The sequence below is a fragment of the Candidatus Arcticimaribacter forsetii genome, assembly GCF_910589745.1.
In the GTDB taxonomy this organism is placed as follows: domain Bacteria; phylum Bacteroidota; class Bacteroidia; order Flavobacteriales; family Flavobacteriaceae; genus Arcticimaribacter; species Arcticimaribacter forsetii.
In genome coordinates, this window is the sequence record NZ_OU342399.1 from 742098 (window position 1) to 767724 (window position 25627).

Sequence of the window (25627 nt, forward strand, 5' to 3'; positions counted from 1 at the left end):
TAAAGTTTGATATACTATATTTATTTTGATTAAAAGATTATCTGTATTCTATAATTTCCTGATACTAGGAGGGTTACTCGTGTTTCCTTTTGTAAATACACTCGCACAGTCAGAATCTTATGACTTAAGATTGAACGACAGAAGTCAGATTATTACGCCTGCACAAGGAACTACACAACAATTTTGTTCAAGTTCCTCTACCAATTTAACTTTTCAAGTAAATAATGACGGAATTGATGCTTTAAGTTTAACGTCTACTTCGATGTTAGCTACTTTGACCGTTACAGGAAATACCTTTTCGTCCTCAAGTTCTAATATTGCTACGGCCTCATTTAGTACAACTTCAGCAGGAAGTCCGCTTGCAAACACTATTGGAGCTGGAAGTTTTGCTGTTTTTGATTGGCCAACTGCATTACAGTTTTCAAGCACAGGATCTACAACAATAAATATTGAAGTTGCTCCGTTTGGAGGAAGTGATACTAACACCTCAAACAACGATCAGAGCTACGAAGTTTTGGTACTTGCAAATCCAACACAACCTACCTTAAGTTCTAACTTTGGTTCAGGAACAATAACTATCTGCCAAGGAGATTCTGTTCAATTAACTTCTTCTGCCGTAGGTGATGAGTATGAATTTTATAGAAATGGTGTTCTATTGGGTCCTCGTCAATCATCAGTTTCGTTTACGACTTCTAATTTAAACCATGCCGATGTAATTAATGTTATAGCTTATTTTACAACAAATTGTTCTTCAGTTAACTCTGCAGCGATAAATGTAATTTCACAATCTTTACCCGATGGGAGTATTATTTCTGACGCTAATAACAACGTAGCTTGTGAGGGTCAGTCTGTTCTTTTTACGGCTGCTGATCTCGGTAGCAATCCGAGCCCTTATTTTGAATTTCTAGTAAATAATGTATCGGTTCAAGCCAGTTCAACCACTTCAACTTACACTTATCCTTCGGTTTTAACTGATAACGTGGTTGTAACAGTTAGAACATGGGCATCCAGCGCAACAACATGTTACGACGAGGATTCAATAACTTTAAGATTAAATTCTGTCTCTGGTTCAAATCAAATTAATGGAGCTCAGACTATATGTTCCGGAGAAGATCCTTCTGAAATTGCAAATACATCGGTTTATACTGCTGATTTATCTTCAGAAGGTGCTGTTTTATCTTACCAATGGCAAAGCAGAACCTCGTCCAGTATATTTGCCGATATTACTGGTGCTACTTCTTTAACATATGATCCGGGTGTTCTTACTCAGACTACAGGATATAGAAGGTTAGTTTTTTCTACTTTTAATTTAGTTCAGTGTAATACGCTAACAGCTTCAGCAACTTCTAATGTGGTTACAATAACAGTAGATCCTAATTCTACTGCAGTTTTAACGTCTAATGCTACCAACCGTACTGTGTGTTCAGGAGATGATTTAATTCTTGACGCCTCTTCATCATTGAATGCAGCAAGTTATCGTTTTTACATAGATGGAAACCCTCAGGGGAGTGGACCTCAATCAACAGCTACTTTTACTTTAAATGCAGGAACTTTTTCAGATTCTTCATCGATCACAGTAAGAGCTTATCAAGGAGCTTCAGGGTCGGGTTGTTATGATGATACAAGTTTTGTTATTAGAATTAATTCGTTAACAGGCACAAATCAAATAGGAAATTCACAGAATGTATGCTCTGGTGAAACTCCCGTTGCTTTTACCAGTATATCTACACCAACAAGTGATAGACTATCAGATGGAGCGGTATATTCATATCAATGGCAGAGTAGAATAGGGTCTAATTCATATTCAAATATTATTGGAGCTACTAATGAAATTTTTACACCTAGCTCAGTTGCAACTACGACGGACTACAGACGTTTAACAACGAGCACATTCAATAGTGTTACTTGTAGTATCATTTCGTCTTCTGTTCAACTCACCGTTGTAGGAGGAGTTGTTCCTTCGGCAAGTTTTATAACATCAAATCCAAATGATGTGATCTGTAGTGATGATTCAGTTTTGATCGATGCAAGCACAACTGTAGGTGGGGCTAGTTATTCTTATTTTATTAATGGATTATTGCAATCTGGTCCTACAACCTCAGATACTTATACTATTCCTGCTGGAACTTTATCTGATAGCGATTCAGTTTCTGTTATTGCATATTCTGGATTAGCGGGTGCAGGCTGTACAGATACAGCAACAAGAACATTAAGGGTTAACAGTATTACTGGAACAACTACATTAAGTGGTGCTCAAACCATTTGTAGTGGAGATACGCCTAGTCAACTGACTGGTTCGTCAGCTTCTTCCCCTATTTCTGGTACTATTTCGTATCAGTGGCAGAGCAGAACCGGTACAAATAGCTTCACAGATATATCTGGAGCTACTTCAACTACTTTTTCTCCTCCAGCATTAAATGTTACAACAGATTTTCAACGAATCTCTACTTCTATATTCAATGGTGTTTCATGCTCTGTTTCAAGTTCAATTGTTCGGGTAACAGTAGAAGCTGCACCTAGTATTTCTTTATCTGGAGGTTCATCAGCTTTTTGTCCAGGCGATACTGTAGTTTTTACAGCTTCTGGAGGAGTTAGTTATGAGTATTTTGTCGATGGAATTAGCCAAGGAGCAACAACAACCAATGATACTCAATCCATTACTGGCCTTACGAATGGACAGGTGGTTACTGTGGTTGGATCTAATGCTCAAGGATGTTTTGCTACCTCTACTCCTATTTCAGTAACTGTGACACCAATGCCCTCAGCAGCTATAAACTCAAATGCTACAGCCAACACTATATGCTCCGGAGATAGCGCAATTTTCACAGCATCACCCGCTGGAGCTGGATATACCTACAGATTTTACATAGATGGAATTCTTCAAAATTTAGGAGTTTCTACCAATACTTTTGATTCATCTCTTGCCACATACACCTTATTAGACTCCAGTGTAGTTTCAGTTTTTGTTGAAAATGCTGCATCCTGTGTAAGTTCTTCCTCATTAACCTTAAGGGTACTATCTACAACAGGATCAAATACGATTAGTGGCACAGCTACTATTTGTGTAGGTGGAGACCCAGAAGAATTCGATAGTTTGTCTACTCCAGTAGCGGTAGCAGCTGGATCTGTTTTAAGTTACCAATGGCAGAGTAGAACGAATACAGGAGTTTTTGCTGATATACCTGGAGCAACTTCAGTTCGATATGATGCCCCACAACTTTCTGCAACCACCGCTTTTAGAAGGATAGTATATACATCTTTGAACTCTGTAAGTTGTCCTGATTCTTCAAATATAATTTCTGGAGCTTCAAATACAGTAACGATTACAGTAGACTCAACAGCACTTCCTGTAGTAAGTTTTGTTTCTGGTGTTTCAAACGATGTTGCTTGTGCAGGAGATAATTTAACATTTGATGCTTCATCAACAACTGGAGCAAATAGTTTTGAATACTTTATAAACAATATAAGCCAAGGGCCATCAAGCACTGCAACTACTTTATTTGTTCCGGCTGGAACCCTAGCTGATAATTCAACTGTTCGGGTTCAAGCTACTTCGACCACTGCTTCTCCATGTTTTAGTGAGTTTACTATTACAATGAGAGTTAATTCATTTACTGGTTCCAATACCGTAAGTAATGATCAAATTGTTTGTGAAAACAATATGCCTACTGCATTTACTAGTCTCAGTGTTCCAACACCTGACATCTCGGGAGCAGTTGTAACCTATCAATGGCAAAGTAGAACAGGTTCTAATCCATTTACAAATATTGCGAGTACTAATTCATCTACTTATTCACCTCCATTATTATCTACTTCAACAGATTTTAGAAGAATTGTAAATTCTACTTTTAACGGAGTTACATGTACTGATATTAGTAATTCTTTATCGATAACTGTAAATCCAGCACCAGCTGCTTCTTTAGTAGGAACCAATACTGCATGTATTGGAGATTCAGTTTTATTTACAGCATCAGGAGGAGTGAGCTACGAGTTTTTTAATAACGGACTTAGTTTAGGAGCAACTTCTACAACGAATACAATAAGTAGATCGGATCTTACTAATTTAGATCAAATAACGGTTCAGGTAATCGATTTAAATGGATGTAGTTCAATTTCATCACCGATAACGATGAGTATAACTCCAAAGCCATCTGCATCGATTTCATCAGGATTAACCGTAGACACGATGTGCTCAGAGGATTTCCCGATATTTACAGCAGGACCATTAGTAGCGGGTTATACGTATAATTTTTATGTAAACGGAAATCAACAGTTTACTGGAGTTTCTGGGAATGTATTTGATTCTGAATTGGTTTCTACCACGCTAACTCTGACAGATAATTCTTTAGTTGCGGTTGAAGTAATTAATACCAACGGTTGTAGTGATACTGCAACTTTAACATTACGAGTAAACGGATTAACAGGAGTTAATAGTATTTCTGGAGTCCAAACTATTTGTTCTGGGGGCGATCCCGCTTTAATAACCAGTGCTGGAGTACCATCAGCTGATATAGCAGGAGCCGTAGTGTCTTATCAATGGCAAAGTAAAGTTGGCGCCAATCCGTTTAGCGATATTCCAGGAGCGACCTCTTTAAACTACGATCCAAGTACTTTGACTACAACGACTTTGTATAGAAGAGTAGCTTATGCAACATTTAATGGGGTTCAATGTCCAGGTACAGCAGATTTAGGAGCATCCAACACCGTAACTGTAACGGTTGATTCAGCGGCAGTACCTGTAATTAACTTTACATCTGGTCTTTCGAACGATACCTTATGTGCAGCAGATAGCGTTACCTTTGATTCTACTGGAACAACAGGAGCTGATAGTTTTGAGTATTTTATAAATGGAACAAGTGTAGGTGCAGCACAAGCATCACCAACAGGATTAACTTACACACCAGTTGCAGGTAGTTTAAATAACAGTGATCAAATTACAGTAAGAGCCTATTCCTCTTCAGTAACAAGTTGTGTTGCGGAGCAAACAATAACAGTAACTGTTTTAGATTTTGTAGGGACCAATACCGTTTCAAATACACAATCTATTTGTTCCGGAGAAACACCAGCTCAGTTAACAGGTACATCATTAACAGCATCTCCATCAGGAACAATAACTTATCAATGGCAGAGTAGAGTAGGGACAAATACATTTGTAGATATTAGCGGAGCTAATACTCAGAATTATGCTCCGTCAGCATTATCAACATCAACAGATTTTAGAAGAATTGTTCAAAATTCATTCAACAGTGTAGTTTGTGAAGATGTTAGTAATTTTGTTTCAATTACAATAACTCCAGCGCCAGCTGCTTCTTTAGTAGGAACCAATACTGCATGTGTTGGAGATTCAGTTTTATTTACAGCATCAGGAGGAGTTAGCTACGAGTTCTTTAAGAATGGAACTAGTTTGGGAGCAACTTCTACAACGAATACAATAAGCAGGTCTGACCTATTAAATGGCGACCAAATAACAGTTCAGGTAATCGATTTAAATGGATGTAGTTCAATTTCATCACCGATAACGATGAGTATAACTCCAAAGCCATCTGCATCGATTTCATCAGGATTAACCGCAGACACGATGTGCTCAGAGGATTTCCCGATATTTACAGCAGGACCATTAGTAGCGGGTTATACGTATAATTTTTATGTAAACGGAAATCAACAGTTTACTGGAGTTTCTGGGAATGTATTTGATTCTGAATTGGTTTCTACCACGCTAACTCTGACAGATAATTCTTTAGTTGCGGTTGAAGTAATTAATACCAACGGTTGTAGTGATACTGCAACTTTAACATTACGAGTAAACGGATTAACAGGAGCGAATACAATTACAGGTTCTCAAACCATTTGTTCCGGAGGAGATCCGACAATATTAAATAGTTTATCAGATCCAGTTGCCGATATATCAGGTGCTGTAATATCTTATCAGTGGCAAAGTAGAAATGGATCTAATCCTTTCAGTGATATTGTAGGAGCGACCTCAAATGAATATGATCCAAGTCCGTTAACGTCTACTACTGCATTTAGACGTTTAGTTTATTCAACTTTTAATGGAGTTCAATGTCCTGGATCAGCTGATTTAGCCGCCTCAAATACAATTACTGTAACTGTTGACTCCTCAGCTGTTCCTGTAATTAGTTTTACTTCGGGACTTCCTTCTAATGTTTTATGCCAAGGAGAGTCCGTAACTTTTGATGCCGCTGGTACAACAGGATCTGCTACTTATGAATTCTTTGTTAATGGGGTTCGAGTTCGTTCAGCTTCAGCATCAACTTCTTATACACCTGTTACAGGAAGCTTAAATGATTTTGATGAGATTAAAGTTCGTGCAAACTCTTCTGTTGGTACTAGTTGTTTTGCAGAACAAAGTATAATTATCAGAATAAATGAGCCTTTAAACGCAAATAATATAACAGGATCACAAACTGTTTGTGCTGGAGATATTCCTGCTTTGTTGACAGGTACAACAGTTACAGGCACCCCAACGATCAGCTACCAATGGCAAAGTAGAGTTGGGACAGATACTTTTAGTGACATAGCTGGAGCAACTAATATTACTTACCAGCCTTCTTCATTATTACAAACTACAGAATTTAGACGTAATGTTATATCAACACTTAATTCTGTAGACTGCGTAGTAGAAAGCACAAATACAATATCTGTTACTGTTACGCCAGGACCAGCTCCATCAGCAGTTCTCGTATCTGATCAACCTTCTGATACCGCTTGTGCAGGCGAAGATTTTGTTTTTGATGCTAGCGGTAGTACTGGTGCTTTAAGTTATGAGTTCTTTGTTGATGGTGTATCCGCAGGTGCACCTTCTACAACACCAACTATAACATTATCCTTAACAGATAGTCAAACTGTTCGAGTGGATGCTTTTCCAACTGCAATCGGTACTGGATGTGCAAGTTCTCAATCAATTTCTGTTCGTTTAAATACAATCGCTGGTACAAATTCTATTGGAGCTGTTCAAACAATTTGTGTGGGTGAAGATCCTTTACCTTTCAGTTCAATTAGTGTTCCAAGTTCGTCTACTGGATCTTTAACTTACCAATGGCAATCAAGAACAGGAACAAGTACTTTTAGTGATATAACTGGAGCGACAAGTTTAGTTTATGATCCGACATCTCTTTCAGCAACTACTGAATTCAGAAGGCTTGCTGTTAGTACTTTAAATGGAATAAGTTGTTCAGAACCTAGTAACGTAGTTACTGTGACTGTAGATTCATCACCAACTATTTCAGGCACACTAACTTCGGATCAACCTTCAAATACAGTTTGTTCTGGAGACCCGGGGATGATTGTATTTACAGTTAATTCTGCTGCTGCATCTAGCACTGTATTTTTTATTAATAATAGTCAAGTACAGAGTGGAACTACTCAAACATATACCGCTTCCCAATCAATTTTTTCTAATGGTGATGTTGTTAAAACAAGATTATTTAACGCTTCAGGATGCTACACTGAGCAAACGTTAATTGTAAGTGTAAATGAGGTTCTTCCGGGAAGTATTTCCGGAGCACAGTCCGTTTGTTCTGGAACAGTGCCTTTAATGTTAAGTTCGGTTGCATCAGGAACAATAAATGGAACTCCAATTACCGCTCCTGGAACTGGAAATTATCAATGGCAAGATTCTTCAGATGGGATTGTTTGGAATGATATATTAACAGCCACGTCAGATAGTTACACCCCTACTGCTGCTTCAGCGGATACATATTATAGAAGATTAACTGTCGGAGTACTTAATGGCCTTAGTTGTTCTGTTCCTTCAAATAGCTTCTTAGTAAGTGTTAATTTACTTCCAGTATCTGGTTTAACTGCCGATGCAGGAGCAATAACTGCTCCGGCTACAATGACTTCTTGTATTAATGAACAAATTGATTTTATCGCAACCGGTGGTGTTGAATATGAATTTTTTGTAAATGGAGTTTCGGTTCAATCAAGGAGTTCTTCAGCAACTTTTTCATCTTCATCTCTTGTTGATAGTGATGAAGTAGTTGTTCGTGCATACGACAGTACTTCAGTTTCTGCTTGTTTTGAAGATTCTGGAATTATTGACTTAACGATTGAAGCATTGCCAATGGCTTCTATTTCATCTTCTGCTTCTAACGATACATTCTGTACAGGAGATAGTCTTATTTTTACTGCAGGTTCTGGAGGTGTTGTAGCTTCCTATCAATTCCTTGTAAACGGTACTTCTTTCCAAAATAGTTCAACTAACATATTTGATGTTTCAGATTATAGTTTATCAATAACTGATAGAAGCGAAGTTGAAGTAATTGTAACGACTCCCTCTGGTTGTTCAAGTAATGTAAGTGTTATATTATTTGAAAACGGTATATCAGATTTTGGAACAATTAGTTCAACAACAGCAACTGTATGTATCAATGAGATTCCAGATCCCATCATAGGAACTACTTCTACAGCATCCGGTTCAATTTCATATCAATGGCAGTCTTCTACAGATAATATTACTTTTAATAATATTAGTGGTGCTATTTCTTCTACTTACACTCCAACCAGTCCATTGTTAGTTACAACGTTTTATAGAAGAGCTACAGAAAGTTTGTTAAATAGTGTTCTTTGTGAAGAAACAACTTCATCATTTAGAATAGCAGTTTCTCCATTACCTATTCCAGACTTACAAGTAACTCCTGGATCATTAACAGCACCTGCTACTTTAACTTTATGTGATGTAACTGATTCTGCCATATTTGAAGCAAATGGAGGAGCATCTTATGAATTTTATGTCGATGGAACTGTATTACAAGCTAGATCTACAATAAATACATTTACTGCTACAACTTCAAGTACGTTGCTCGACAACAGTACAGTTTTTGTTCGTGTATTCGAAGATATTACTGGAGGATGTTTTGCTGATTCTAGTATAATTACAATTGATGTTACACCACAACCTACTGCAAGTTTAACAAGTGATAAATTTGCAGAGACCTTCTGTACTGGAGAGGATATTATATTGAGTTCTACATCAAGTGTAGCCGGTTCTACTTATGAGTTTAGAGTTGATGGTGTTAATGTTTCAGGCGCAGCATCCACGACTCCATCGTTTACTCTTTTAGCAGGAACGATTGCAAATTTACAAGAGGCATCAGTTATAGTAACTACCCCTGGAGGATGTAGCACAACAGCAACTTTAACCTTCTTTGAGAATATAATAGTAGCACCTGCTCGCCCAACAACAGCAAGTACAACGATTTGTTCAGGTGACATTCCACAAGCATTAGTAGGAGTTACTGGCAGTGCATCAGGAACGATTACCTATCAGTGGTTGAATTCATTTGATAATGCAAACTTTAATATAATTGGAGGAGCAACATCAGCTACTTATACACCAACCTCTGGTATAACATCTACGACTTATTACTTACGACGAACGATTAGTACTTTGAACGGAGTAGTTTGTTTTGAGGATAGTCCATCGGTAACAGTAGCAGTAACAGTAGCTCCCGTAGCTGGTATTAGTGGTACTGCCACTTCAGGAACCTTAACCGGATCAGGAACTCTAGTGATCTGTCCAGGCGAGCTGGTAAACTTTTCAGCAACAGGGGGAGCGAGTTATGAGTTTACCACCGGATCAGGAACAGTTTTACGAGCACGTTCAACGAGTAATACATATAGCTCTACAACTTTAGTAAACAACGATACGGTTCGAGTAACCGTATTTGATCAAGTAACAGGAGGATGTTCAAGCTTCTCGGAAGTGATTACAATCCAAGATGGTGCAGCACCAACGATTACTTTAACAAGTGATAAACCAGCAGAGACCTTCTGTACTGGAGAGGATATTATATTGAGTTCTACATCAAGTGTAGCCGGTTCTACTTATGAGTTTAGAGTTGAAGGTGTTAATGTTTCAGGCGCAGCATCCACAACTCCATCGTTTACTCTTTTAGCAGGAACGATTGCAAATTTACAAGAGGCATCAGTTATAGTAACTACTCCTGGAGGATGTAGCACAACAGCAACTTTAACCTTCTTTGAGAATATAATAGTAGCACCTGCTCGCCCAACAACAGCAAGTACAACGATTTGTTCAGGTGACATTCCACAAGCATTAGTAGGAGTTACTGGCAGTGCATCAGGAACGATTACCTATCAGTGGTTGAATTCATTTGACAATGCAAACTTTAATATAATTGGAGGAGCAACATCAGCTACTTATACACCAACCTCTGGTATAACATCTACGACTTATTACTTACGACGAACGATTAGTACTTTGAACGGAGTAGTTTGTTTTGAGGATAGTCCATCGGTAACAGTAGCAGTAACAGTAGCTCCCGTAGCTGGTATTAGTGGTACTGCCACTTCAGGAACCTTAACCGGATCAGGAACTCTAGTGATCTGTCCAGGCGAGCTGGTAAACTTTTCAGCAACAGGGGGAGCGAGTTATGAGTTTACCACCGGATCAGGAACAGTTTTACGAGCACGTTCAACGAGTAATACATATAGCTCTACAACTTTAGTAAACAACGATACGGTTCGAGTAACCGTATTTGATCAAGTAACAGGAGGATGTTCAAGCTTCTCGGAAGTGATTACAATCCAAGATGGTGCAGCACCAACGATTACTTTAACAAGTGATAAACCAGCAGAGACCTTCTGTACTGGAGAGGATATTATATTGAGTTCTACATCAAGTGTAGCCGGTTCTACTTATGAGTTTAGAGTTGAAGGTGTTAATGTTTCAGGCGCAGCATCCACAACTCCATCGTTTACTCTTTTAGCAGGAACGATTGCAAATTTACAAGAGGCATCAGTTATAGTAACTACTCCTGGAGGATGTAGCACAACAGCAACTTTAACCTTCTTTGAGAATATAATAGTAGCACCTGCTCGCCCAACAACAGCAAGTACAACGATTTGTTCAGGTGACATTCCACAAGCATTAGTAGGAGTTACTGGCAGTGCATCAGGAACGATTACCTATCAGTGGTTGAATTCATTTGACAATGCAAACTTTAATATAATTGGAGGAGCAACATCAGCTACTTATACACCAACCTCTGGTATAACATCTACGACTTATTACTTACGACGAACGATTAGTACTTTGAACGGAGTAGTTTGTTTTGAGGATAGTCCATCGGTAACAGTAGCAGTAACAGTAGCTCCCGTAGCTGGTATTAGTGGTACTGCCACTTCAGGAACCTTAACCGGATCAGGAACTCTAGTGATCTGTCCAGGCGAGCTGGTAAACTTTTCAGCAACAGGGGGAGCGAGTTATGAGTTTACCACCGGATCAGGAACAGTTTTACGAGCACGTTCAACGAGTAATACATATAGCTCTACAACTTTAGTAAACAACGATACGGTTCGAGTAACCGTATTTGATCAAGTAACAGGAGGATGTTCAAGCTTCTCGGAAGTGATTACAATCCAAGATGGTGCAGCACCAACGATTACTTTAACAAGTGATAAATTTGCAGAGACCTTCTGTACTGGAGAGGATATTATATTGAGTTCTACATCAAATATTCCAGGCTCTACTTTTACATTCTATATAGAAGGTATATTACAGTCAGGTCCATCTACCACTTCAACTTATACAGTACCTTATGGTTCGATTGAAGATTTAGATGTAGTTTCTGTTCAAGTTACTACACCTGGAGGATGTAGTACAACATCCTCAGTAACATTCTTCGAAAATGCTATTTCATCAATAGGTACTATTACCACGGCAACACCAACAATATGTTCTGGCGATGTTTCTTCAAGAATAATTGGTTCTGCATCGGTTGCATCAGGGACAATAACATATGAATGGTTAAGTTCATTAGATAATGTAACTTATACTGCTATAACAGGAACTAACTCTACTTCTTTTAACCCAGGAACTTTAACAACAACAACTTTCTTTAAAAGAAAAACAATAAGCACCCTAAATGGAGTTCAATGTGAAGCGTTATCAATAGCGCAAAGAATAGAAATTGTTTCGGTTCCAACGGGTGGAATATTAGCAAACCCTGGAGGAATAGTTGGAGGTTCTACCCTTACAATTTGTGATGGAACAGAAGTTGAATTTACTGGATCAGGAGGAGCGAGTTATGAGTTTACTGTAGATGGTATAACACAGCAAGTACGATCTAACCAAAGTACATTTACTACATCCTCATTACTTAATAATGAGCGAGTAGCGGTTATAGTTTATAATCAACCTACAGGAGTTGCATCATGTTTTAGTGTCTCTTCAGATATAACTATTGAAGTTAATCCAGTACCGGTTGTAACATTATCTTCAGACGTTACTGGTAATACATTCTGTACAGGGGATTCTGTAACTTTTACTGCAACTACAAATATTACAACAGCAACTTATAATTTCTTTGTCGGAGCAAATTCATATCAAAACGGTACTTCTAATACATTCACACCAGTACCTACATTGATTACATCATTGAATAATAATGATATAATTCGAGTTGAAGTTAGTACAGTCGGTGGAACAGTATGTTCGTCTATAGCTTCATTAACATTAATTGAAAATATAATTACTACTCCGGGTACTATTGGAACAACCACAACAACAATTTGCTCAGGAGAAACTCCAGGTGCCTTGAACAATACAACGGTTGCCAGTGGTTCAGGTGTAATAACATACCAATGGGAAAGTGGTCTTTCTACAAACACTTTTAATGTAATACCTGGAGCGATTTCAGCAAATTACACACCAACGGCATTAACGCAAACTACTTACTTTAGAAGACAAGCCATTAGTACTCTAAATGCTGCAGCTTGTCAAGAAGAATCAAATATTATAGAGATTGTAGTTACTCCACCATTAGTTGGAGGAACAATTAATCCATCATCAGAGTCTATATGCTCAGGAGACACACCATCGATTTTAACAGTTGCAGGTGGTTCTACAGGATTTGCAATTACTTACCAATGGCAGAACTCTACAGATGGAATTTTTTATTCAGATATTACAGGAGCAACGGCTCAAACATTCGCACCGCCGGTATTAAACCAAACAACGTACTACAAGCGATTAGTTTATGCAGCTGGAGGTTCACCACCAGCTAGCTGTATTGAAGAAAGTTCCGTTGCCGTGATTAATATTATTGATTTAGATCCGGGAGTAATTGATCCATCGGTTGAATTAGACTATTGTTATGGTGCAACACCACCAACTTTAACAAGTTCATTAACTTCTGGAGTTCCTGAGGATGCTTCAAGTAGTGTTGGGGTAATTACCTATCAATGGCAAATGTCTACAAATAATACAATGTGGACAGACATTGCATCGGCAACGCAAAATTACTATAACCCATCTTCATTGATAGAAACTACATGGTATCGTCGTGTGGCTATTAGCACAGATGGTGCAAATTCATGTGATTCACCAACAGCTTCGGTTAGAATTGGAATTTTACCTGAACTAAATACTGGCGCAGTTTTATCTGATCAGGATATATGTACAATTATAACTCCAGCAGATTTACCGAATCCGATTGTATTAGACTCAGCAGAATCACTTTCTGCATCTGTTTCTTACCAATGGCAAATATCCTCTGATCGAGCAAATTGGACTGATATTTTAAATCAACAAGCTGCGACCCTTAATTTTACGGTAGGTGGAGACGGCATAGTTGGAACTGCAGATGATGATTCATGGTTACCAACTGCTCCAGTTTCATATTATCGAGCTATAATTACGTATGTTGGCGATCCACAACCTGTTGATCAAGAACAAACAACTATTTTACTCAGTAACAGTTTGGTAGCAATGACTGCTGATGATTATTCTATTGCAATAAATGGTAATGAATATACAGTAACAACAACTGCTGCAAGTACAATAGATTCTGTAGGTACTAGTTTGGCTAATACGATATCAAACAATGATAGTTTAGTAAATGCTACCTACAACGAAGACACTAATGTCATAACAATTACACCAATCACTGCAGGAAATTACAATGTAGCTTCTACATCAGCAGGAACAGGACCATCAATTGCAGTTCTAGAACCTTTATCTGGTTCAGCTATTAATATGAAAATATTAGTTTCAGGGAACAATGGAACTAGAGCTCCAAACCCAAATGTTGCATCTTGTCAAGCTTATTCTGATGTGGTTGAAATTAATGTTAGTGAACAACCTATTTTAACTCAAACAGCGGGACCTGCATCACGTCAAGACCTATGTGAAAATGATCCGATTACACCGATAACTTACATGTTTGGTGGTAGTACCGATTCAATAGAAATAAGAAATTTAGATAACGGATTAACTCCAGTTATAAATGGACCAGGAACTGTAACAGCAATTACTGGACCTCCAAATGGATGGTGGAGTATCACGGGAGCAGCCTCTTCAACTTTTACAATTTCAGGTAATATTGAAGATACATCCGTATTTACAATAGTTACACTTTTAGATCCTGCAAGTAATTGTTCTGAAGTTCAAGAAACCTATTCAATTATAGTAACACCAAACGCAGAACAGCCAAACTTTATAAGAATGGATGTTAATGAACCTGGATATGAAGTTCTATCATCATTAATGAGTAGCGATCCTGCAATAACTGCATTAACACCCACAAGATGGTATAATAATACAGTCTGTCAGGACCGATTACCTGCACCAACGACTCCTTCTACAGATTTCTTTACTTGTTATGTTGATGATGCTTTTAATCAACAAACAAATGTTTATGAATGGGAAGTTTCTCCTTCTGGAGCAGGAAATATGGTAGATAATAACTTCCAGGAAACCACTATTAGTATTAATGAAATTGCTGCTTTAGTAAATGGTGAAAATTATACAGTTACTATTACAACTGCTTCTGGAACAATAACTGCTTATCAAACTACCTCAAGTGCTGCTACTCAGACAGGTGATTTAATTGGGTTAGATTTAGCAAATAAGATAAATGCAAATCCTGAGGTTTCTGCGATATATAATAATGTTACTGATCAAATTATTATTGAGGCTTCGGCAGCTAATACCTCATTTACAGCTGACGCCGCTCCTCTAGTAACTGGTCAATCAGTTCAATTAGGGGTACCGTTTAATGGCCAAATTACAAGAAGTGGAACCATGAATTGGGATCCTGCATTCTCAGGTAGAGCTACAATTAGCGTTCGAGCACTTGGATGTGGAAATAATTATTCGCCATGGACTTCAGTAGAAGTTGATGTGATTCCGCAAACTGTCCCAGCAGGATCAGCAACTCTACTTACTACACCAGTTGTTTTAGATGCTGATATTTGTAGTGGTGGAACTACAGGTCCAATTCCTGATTGTCAAATTGATGCATTAACACTTCCAACGCAGTTCTTTACAGGTAGCGATAATGCTCTTGCTGTAAATGATTATGCGTCTTTAGAGTGGAGAATAATTAATGAATCACCTGGAGTAGGTGCAACAGTTGCTTCCCCAGGTACAATTGCTCAAGAAACAGGAATAGTAACTTGGAACATAGGATGGTTTGGTTCGTTTGATTTACAAGTTCGACCAACAAGTTGTGATGGTGCAATAGGAAGTTGGGTTTCAACAACAGTAAATATAGGACCTACAAATGAAGTTCCTTCAATCATTCTTGAAAGTGCTTTACCAGAGTGTCCTATTCCAGCTGTAGGTTTCCAAACAACATTATCATCTGATCAGGTTGTAAATTGGTTTGTAAATAGTACTGTAGGATTAACAAACACTACATCTTATTTAAATACAAATACACTTCAGTTAACACCAGAAGCTAACAATAATCTGATATTAGATTTCGAACCAGGATATTCCGGGAATGTAATTATTACTGCTGAACCAGCTTCTTGTCCAGGAGATTCTGCTACCTACATTATTCAAGTACCAGAACCGCCAGCACTAACTTTAACATCAGCTGTTAATTCGAATTTCCAAGTTGGAGCTACCTCAGTATGTGCTGGTTCGGCTATAACAACAATCACTTATGATATAACAGGAGCTGCAGATGCCGTTAGTGTAACGGGACTTCCAGTTGGAGTTATTGGTTCCTTAGAAATTATCCCTCAGTCAACGGTATTAAACATATCAAATACGGGAACCGCTTTTAGTGCAAACCAATTATATTCAATTAGTATTAATAACAATAGCTATAGTTATACTACAACTGCCGCTACAAATACTTTTGATACAGTAGGACTCGGACTTGCTAATGCAATTAATACAGGATCAACTGATTTTGTTGCTTCTTATGTTTCACCAAATTTATCTATAGATGTTAGTAGCACTGGAAGAAGAGGGGATTCTTATATTATAGCACCATCAACTCCGGTTGGTAATTCAGTAGCTATATCAGCACCAATAGTTTCAGTACTACAAAAAATATTAACTATTTCAGGGACACCAATTACATCAGAAATACCGGGTGTATATGATTACGTGATTACAACACAGGCACCCGCTGCAAATTGTGCTGTGGCTTCAACAACTGGAAGTATTGAAATTGAAGAGCAAGCTTCTATTTCAATTACAAATGGATTAGCTGATAATACTGGATCTCCAATTTGTAATGGTTCTTCATTTGGTTTTGGTAGTCAACCGTTAATTACGTTCCAACTTGAAAATGCAAGTTCGTTGCGTGTGGACCCTCTAACTCCATTACCAAATGGATTAGCGTTAGCTTTATCCGCTAGCGGTACATTTAATGCTTATGAAATAGTAGGTACTGTTAATGAAAGTGTTGTAATTCCAACAATATTTACTGTAAATATTATTAGTTCAGGGGCAATTTGTACTGATGATTCTCTCCAGGTTATCATTCAAGTAAATCCATCTCCTGATATCATTCCAAGAGATGCAACTTTAGTTAATCAAACCGAATGTTCCGGGTCTGCTATGGAGCCAATAATTTTTGAAGTATTCAATACACAAGGATTCACAACATCATTAAGTACAGATACTACATTACCTAATGGGGTAACAGGACAAATGTACCAGCAGAGACAAATATCTCAATTCAACGTTAACTTCTCTGTTAGTGCGGCGGATACTACTGCTGTTAGTGATACGTTTACATTCAATATCAATAACAACGTATACACTTATGTAACACCAAATACTTCCACAGATATACAGTTGGCTTCAGAATTAAATACGTTCTTATCTGCTCAGCTACCTACTGCGGATTATAGTGTTCTTTATACTGCAGGATCAACTTCGATTCAAATACAAGCTGTTAATCCTGGAATTGCATTTGACATAATCTTATCAGATAGTTCTGCTCTTCTAGAAATAGAGGACGTAACGGTTGTTACTCCCCCAGCTTATTTCGAAATATCTGGAACACCTTCGGTGACTCTGTTATCTCCAAATGATTATGTTTATACAGTTCAAACTGTTGGTGCATTTTGCTCTGGAAGTTCATCTGTTAGCGGAACTATTACCGTAAACCCAAATTCAGCAGTATATGTGTCTGGGGACATAAATCCCACAATATGTGATAATGGAACAATAACGGATATAATATATAATGCTGCTGGTGCAACTGGAGCTGCAGTTGTTTCTCCAACAACGCCATCATGGATAACTGCTACTTTCGATAATACCGTTTCTCCACCACAAGTAATAATTTCAACACCAAACGCACCGACGCAAAATGTTACGGTGACTACGGTATATACGTATCAGGTGAACTTAACTGGAAGTACATTTGGTTGCACAAATACACCTGCTGCAATTGAGGGAACAATAACCATTACACCAGTAGATGGAATTGCCCACATAATTACTTCAGGATCTGAAACTCAAGATATTTGTGTTGCTGGAAATCCTCTTGCAATTACTCCTATAGAATATCAATTATCTGGAGGGGCAACGGGTGCAACTGTGACCGGTTTACCACCAGGACTTACAGCTACAGTAAACACAACTTCAAATACCGTATTAATATCAGGAACTGCAACTGCTATTCCAAGTTCAACATTTACTTATAATTATCAAGTAGTAACAACTCCCGCAAATTGTGCCTCTGCTACTGCTAATGGAGCTATTACAGTTTATTCTCAACCAGAATTAACTTTAGTTTCTACAGCTACTTCAGCGAATCAAATTGGTTCTGATTCTGTTTGTGATCAAACTCCGATTGAGACTATTATTTACGAATACGATTCAACTCCACCATTCAATACTATGGTGAACTTTAGTTGGACTGGGTCTAATAGTTTAAATGGATTAGGAGTTACAGCAGCAGTTTCTGGAACGAATCAGTTTGTAATACAAGGAACTCCAAATACATTAGTTACAGAAACAACAGTTTATACTTATCAGATAGAAACCGTGGGTAGTGATTGTGCTCCAGAGATTGTTTTAACGGGTAGTATAGAAATTAATCCTATCGATACCATTATTCTTCTTGGTTCTTCCGGCCCAGAAAATCAAACTGTTTGTGTAAATGATCAAGATAATGCATTGAATGCATTAGCAGATAATTTTATGTCTATCGAATATCAATTAGGTGGTGGTGCTACCAATGTAGATATCGTAGGATTGCCGTTAGGTTTAGGTTATTCAATGACCACTTCTAACACGGTAATAATATCAGGTATTGTAAATGCATCTGCTACGCCAACCTTATACAATTATATAATTACAACCAATGGATCTTGTACTCCTGCAAATGCAAATGGATCAATTGAAGTTCTTGCTTTACCTACTTTAACTTTAGTTAGCTCTTCAACTTCAATAGATCAAACAAGAACCAATGCTGTGTGTGATGGTACGCCAATAGAAACAATTGTTTATGAAATGGGTGGAGGTGCAACCCGTTTAGATTTCTCTTGGATTGGTTCTAATACATTAGACTTCTCTGGATTAACAAAAACCGCTTCTGGGACTCAATATATTATATCAGGAACACCATCAACAGGAGTAACTGAAACAACAATATATAATTACCAGATTACAACTGACGATAGTGGTTGTTCTCCAGAAATCATACTTACAGGTAGTATAGAAATTTTACCGAATCAAACTATATCTTTAATTTCATCAAGTACCACAGATAATCAGATTATTTGTGTTGATGATCAAGCAAGTGTAGGAAGTTCTTTTACCTCTAACTTTACACCAATAGAATACCAATTAGGAGGAGGAGCTACAGGTGCCACAGTTTCTGGTTTACCTCCAGGAATAGGATTCTCTATTACACCATCAAATACGATTTTAATAACAGGAACTGCAGCTCCAGCTGCAACCTCTATCGCGTCTCCAACTGTAATTTATACTTACACGGTTGATACATTTGGTGATTGTAATGTAACACAAGCAGTAGGAACAATTGAAGTTCATTCATTACCAGTAATGAGCCTAACAACTTCAGCTTCCACGGCCAACCAAACGGGTCTTACCGATTCAGTTTGTGTAAATACACCAATCCAAGAAATAAATTATAAATTCGAAGGTGGAGCAACAGGAGTACAATTTACATGGACTTCTCCAGGACCCCTCACAGGAGTTACAGCCACAAATTCGGGAACAAATGAATTTAGAATATTTGGTAGTCCATCGGTCAATATAACTTCTAATACTACTTATGAATACCAAATTGTAACTATAGGAAGTGAATGTTCTCCAGAAATTACTTTGACTGGAAGTATTGAGGTTAAACCAGCAGACCTAGTAGTATTGACATCTGCAGCAGGAACAGATAACCAAGATATTTGTGTTGGTGGACAGCCTGCATCAAGTGATTTGGTAGATATTGTTTATGAACTACAAAATGGAGCTCTAAGCGCAATAGTAACAGGACTTCCACCTGGAATAGGATATTCTATTAATGCCTCTAGAACTCTAACAATTAGTGGGTCTGCACAGGCATCTGCTTCTTTGTCTTCTACAACTATAACTCCATATGCTTATACTTTAACTACTATTGGGTGTTCTCCATTTACAATGAATGGAACAATTAGTGTAATCCCACCACCTGAAATGATTTTAGTTGCAGGTGATGAAAACCAAGAGCCAGTTTGTAATAATGATCCAATTATATCAGTAGATTATGTATTTAATCCTGAAGCTTCAGGCACACCAGTAGTAACTTGGCCAGATGGTCAGCCTAATGGTGTTTCCGAATCTTTTAGTACTTTTGGTGGTTCGTTGGTTCCTAACATGGTAAGTATTCAAGGTACACCTAACACGACAATATCTGCAACTACAATTTATAGATATGAAATAACATATGCTGGAACTTGTGAGCCAGATGTAGTAGTTAATGGAACAGTTGGAGTAATACCAACTCCTGTAATTGATTCTACTTATATTATTGCAAATGATGTAACAAATGTTTCTTGTTTCGAAGGAAATGATGGTTCGATTATAATTCCTGATACTACTGTTGCACAATTTGAGAACCGTATTAGCGGTGGATTATTAAGTCAGAGTCAAATTGATGAAGTTTCTTTAACAGGAACAACAACAATTGGAGATATAATTGAAATAACCGTTGGAGGTAATACCTACTCATATACCGTTAGAGCTGATGTGTATCTATCTCCAGCACCTGAAAACTTCCAAGTAATAAGTAATGAGTTGTCTGATATAATCAACAACGCTGTTGCGCCGAATGAAAGTTCAGCTACAGCAGTTCCATTCGGTTCGGCTACTTCAGGAGGAGTTAGACTTACAGCTGATATTGGTGGAATTGGATTAAATACATCTGTAAATGTTGTTCAGACTACTAGTGTAAGTAGTTCTATAACTACAACTCAACAAAATAGAGCATTGAATTATAGCTATAGTTGGACTGGTCCTAATGGATTCACAAGTTCTAACTTAAGTATATTCAACCTTTCAGCAGGAGATTACTATTTAACTGTAGACTTAAACGGTTGTGAGGAAACTTCCGATCCTATTACTGTAACTGGACCTTCAGAAATATTAATAGGTATTAATGCTTGTGGAGGAACAACAGGATCATTTGAAGCTACGATTACAGGAGGAACACCTCCATATACACTAATTTTAGAAGATGACAATGGAATTCAAATAGGACCTGCAGTAGTTTCTAATGGAGGAAGAGTATATACTGGATTAACCGTTGGAGATGATTATGTTCTTGAAGTAACTGACTCCACTTGTAATTTAGCTGTTCGTGAAGCGATAGAAATTCCAACTCAGTTATCATTTAATCATTGGGATCTTAATAATGGAGTTACTAATAGTTATTGTTCAACTGCAGGATCAGGAAATGGTAGTATTGAGTTAACAAGATCTAATTCAGGAACATTTGAAAGTGCATTTAGTGGAGGTTCTAATGTATTCTCTTATGTTTGGACCAGTTCATCTGCATCAACAACAATTGGTGTTACACCAAACATTTATGACCTTGCTCCAGATGTTTATACTTTAACAATTACAGATCTAATTTTAGGATGTTCTGAGACTCGATCCTTCACAGTAGGTGGATATCCAGAGCTAGAATTAGAAGGTCTTCTTACAGGTGGTTTAATTCTAAACACTTCCGCAGTATCTTCAAGTACAGCAGATTATATTTATGAATTATCATGTAACAATGATAATGATGCTGCATTTACATTAAATGCTTCCGGTGGAAATAATAGTTATGTCATTACTTCAACTGTACCAGCTGGTTCAACGGTTAATAATATTGGAGGTTCTATTTCAATTCAAGATGGAGTTCCAGGACTTTATACCTTTACACTTCAAGACTCAGGACCAAACGGTCTAGTCTGTGATGTAACAAAAACAGTTCAGGTTATTAACCCTCCAGCAATGTACGCTGTAGAAAATATTGCTCAAAGATTAGACCCTAGTTGTTCAGGAGAATTTGGTCAATTAGAGTTTACCGTATTAGGAGGAAAAGCGAATCAAGGGCCCTATACTATAACACTTAATCCAGGGGGTAGTCAATTGGTTGCTTCATCATCTAGCGCAGGAGATCGTATTGTTTTATTTGAAAATATTGATACCACACTAATAAGCGAAATAGGGTCTCTAGTAGAAATTGCAGACAATTTCGGATGTGTTATTACTGCATCACTTTCTAGCTCAATAACATTTACAATAACTAAGAATTTTGAATTTGAGGCGCAAGTAACAGATTTAGATTGTTCAGTTCCAACCGATGGAAGTGTAGTGTTTAATCAAATAAGTACTACGGATAATATTACAGGAGCGGATAACCTGCAGATCCGAGTATATAGCGCTACATCTAATGTAAATATTTATAAGGCATGGGGTTCTGTAGCAGGCACATCAAATTCATTCCAATTAGATCCTGGAACTTATTTATATGATATTTTCGATGGTAATTCCTGTCCTCTAGTTGATCAAGGTCAGTTTACTATTGGAACTATAGGAAACGAAAACCCACTAGATATAGCTTCTATAAATGTAACCCAAGTTGGTTGTGAAAATGATGTTAGTATTATTGAACTTCAAATAGAAAACATTCAACCACCGTTGAATATCAACTGGTATGAATATAAATTAACAACTACCAGTTCTGGTACTGGAACAGCAACTACTAATCAAACGGTTGTTGGCTGGGTTCCGATATCTCGATTGGATGGTAATGCAACTGTTTCTAATTTACCAGAAGGTATCTATAGAGCAGAAGTTTCCGATGGTCGTTCAGATTCTGAATGTGGTGCTACCATAGTTACAAGAAATATTATTCTTCAAGAAAGTTCCATTCAGATAACAAACTTTAGAACTGTTGAAAATAGTCCTGCGCTTTGTGATAATTATGGTTCTAGCTTTACATCTGATGCTCTATTCAGTATTTCTGAAAACTTAAATAGAAACTTATCAAGTAGTTTTGAAATAACATTATTATCAGAATCGGGATCTGTAATATCAAACCCATCAGCATGGGATCTTAATAACGACGGAATAATAGATCCAAAACCAGAAGGATTTATTTATCGTTATCCAGATTTACAAGCTGATCGATATACTCTTAGCGTTAGAGAATATATACCTCCTTCTGCAACTAGTTCCTATACTGCTTGTGAAGAAATATTCTTCTTTGAGATACAAGAGTACCTTCCAATAAGTTATGTTGGACAAACTATATTTGAAACAGATATTTGTACCGGTAGAGTTGAACTAATTGAAGGTTTTGCTTCCGGGGGAGTACCGTTTATAATTAATGGATTGCCAACCTACCAATACGAATGGACATATACTTCAAATGATCCATTAGAACGTCCTGTTAAGTATTTTGGAGAATCCATTACAAACGCACTTCCTGGTACTTATTGCGTTAAAATCACAGATAGTAATGGTTGTTTTTATGACTCCTGTGACACTAGTTCAGGCGCACAACCTCTAGATGTTATTGTAGAAGATGTAGTTACACCATTCACTGTTAATCCAAACTTAACGGATCGAGATGATCCGACCTTATTAGTTAAGTCGTTATCACCAGATTGCGAGAGTGGCGGTCAAGATGGAAGAATTGGAGTAACCATAACTGGTGGATTATTGCCCTACACTATTAATTGGTTTATTGAAGATCCTACCGCTGCAGTTTCAACAGCTACTGGTTCATCATCTTACATTCCAGTGCCAAATTCTGAAAACAGAACTTCTTTAGATGGTCTGACTCCAGGTAATTATAAAATGGTAGTTACATCAATTAACCCGAGAGGTGCAGTTTGTGCAGCTAGTAGTAGTATATCAGAGAATGATTATTTATACTACGAAGAAATAATTCAAGTTTCACCAAACCGTGAACTATACATTATCGATGGACCTTTTGTTGACGAAGATCTTTGCTCAGGGCTTCAAGGAAGGGTAATAGTGGATGTGTTTGATAATAATAATGGAAACTTAAGTTTCTATTATAACGATATCCTAATACCTTCTGCAGATGTAGTTCGTGTAAACGATCGCTCTTGGTCTGTAGCTATTGTTAATGCAATTGATTCAGCTGACTTTAAGATTGTAAATGAAGAAGGATGTTGGATAACAACCGAAATAAGTAGAGGAATTGGAGAACCAAACTTTGAGTACACCTCTCCTAATTTTGAAATCTCCTCCAGTATATTAGCTAGAGAGGAAGTTACATTCTTAAATGCATCTACAGACCCATATGTAGTTTCGGAATGGATATTTGGAGATAATTCACCTAATGTCTTAGTTCAGTCTTCAACTGCCAGTGTAACACCAGTACGTCACGCTTATGGGGTGTCTGGAACCTATTTTGCAACACTGCGTATTTACAATAGTATTGGTTGTTCGGAGGAGTCAACCCAGCCAATTGTTGTAGGAAGAGGGTACAATATTATGGTGCCAAATGTATTTACACCGAATAATGATTTAGTTAATGATAACTTCCGACCATTATTTAGTGGATTTAGTAATATGACATTTACAGTTTATGACTACCGAGGTAACCTGATATATAATGAATTCGTAGAAGAAGCAGATTTAACGAACCTGACTGGTCTTAGTATTTCAGGATGGGATGGAACGTTGGCTCCGGTTAGCCCTTATTATATTTTTACTGCTTCTGGAGTTCTTCTTGATGGAGAAACTGTAGTTGAGAAAAGTGGAACCTTTATTTTGATTAATTAATGATCTGGAAAAAAGCTACATATTGTTTGTTAATAACATTCCTATTCATAGGTACTACTCTAAGTGCCCAAGAAGAATACATTGTTAATCATTCTAAATTTATGCAAAAAACAAATCCAAGTTACTTTGGATTTAACAGCCTCAATAAAGTTGGAGTACTTTACAATTCAATGAAGTTAAATGAATACGATAAATTAGATACAAAATACTTTTTTGGAGCAATGACTTTTGCAGACCAAGGGTTTAGTCTAGGAGTTGATATTAATTCATTTAAAATTCAAACAACGGGGCTTACTTCAAACCTAGCAAATCTTACTTATATTTATAAACTTCAGTTTGATAATGATACATTCTTCTTACCTGCGGTAACCGTCGGTTTTGGTAGTTCTAGTGTAAATCCTGCAAATCTTATTTTTGAAGATCAGCTAAATACATCAACAGGTTTCATTAATTCTGAATCTATAGATCCTTTGGCACCTGTTATTAGTAATGTAAATTATTTCGATTTAGGCGCTTCTTTTATTTTACACACCGATAAATACATGGCTGGGCTTACGTTTAAACATTTAAACAAACCCAATACGTCCTACAACAAAGAGGTGCCATTTGAAAAACCAATTCAAATTTCGCTTCAAGGTGCATATGAATTTGATTTAAATCCATACGAAAGAAGATTTTTACCCAGATATTCATATTTATACGCCTATGGGTCCTTTACTAAATATGGTGAGTCTTTATTAATTTATCTATCACAAGATTTTCAATTAGGTGAATTCTCTATAGGATTAAGCCAGCAGGCAGCTTCATTAAATTCTTTTTCTTTAAATAACGTAGGTGTTTCTGTTGGTCTAGCTGTAGAGAATTTTGATTTTGGAGTTCTTTATAACTTCCCTTTTCAATCTCCAGGAATAGTTTACGCTCCTAGTATTTTCGAACTGTTTATTACATTCGACTTCAGTATTTATAGAAGAAATAAACGTGGACAGTATAATCGTTTACAAACGGATAATTACTACTAAACCAGTTTTTCTTCATTAAATATCCCCTTTTTTTATATTAAAATTTATATGTTAAAATATA

At 37.2% G+C, this 25627-nt stretch carries 2 protein-coding genes; both read left to right on the top strand.

Annotated features, from left to right (window positions below; translation table 11 throughout):
• Positions 1-25 precede the first annotated feature (25 nt).
• A complete protein-coding gene (locus NG655_RS03560; RefSeq protein WP_252157974.1) occupies positions 26-24547 on the top strand; it encodes a gliding motility-associated C-terminal domain-containing protein in 24522 nt (8173 codons plus the stop codon).
• Positions 24547-25566 (top strand): PorP/SprF family type IX secretion system membrane protein, encoded by a 1020-nt coding sequence (locus NG655_RS03565; RefSeq protein WP_252157975.1) that lies wholly within the window; start codon positions 24547-24549, stop codon positions 25564-25566. The genes NG655_RS03560 and NG655_RS03565 overlap by 1 nt, the downstream gene beginning before the upstream one ends.
• The last annotated feature ends 61 nt before the right edge of the window (positions 25567-25627 follow it).

What these genes read in the sequence shown, in the direction of transcription:
- NG655_RS03565 (WP_252157975.1), top strand. Translation starts at nt 24,547, where the DNA reads ATGATCTGGAAAAAAGCTACATATTGTTTGTTAATAACATTCCTATTC.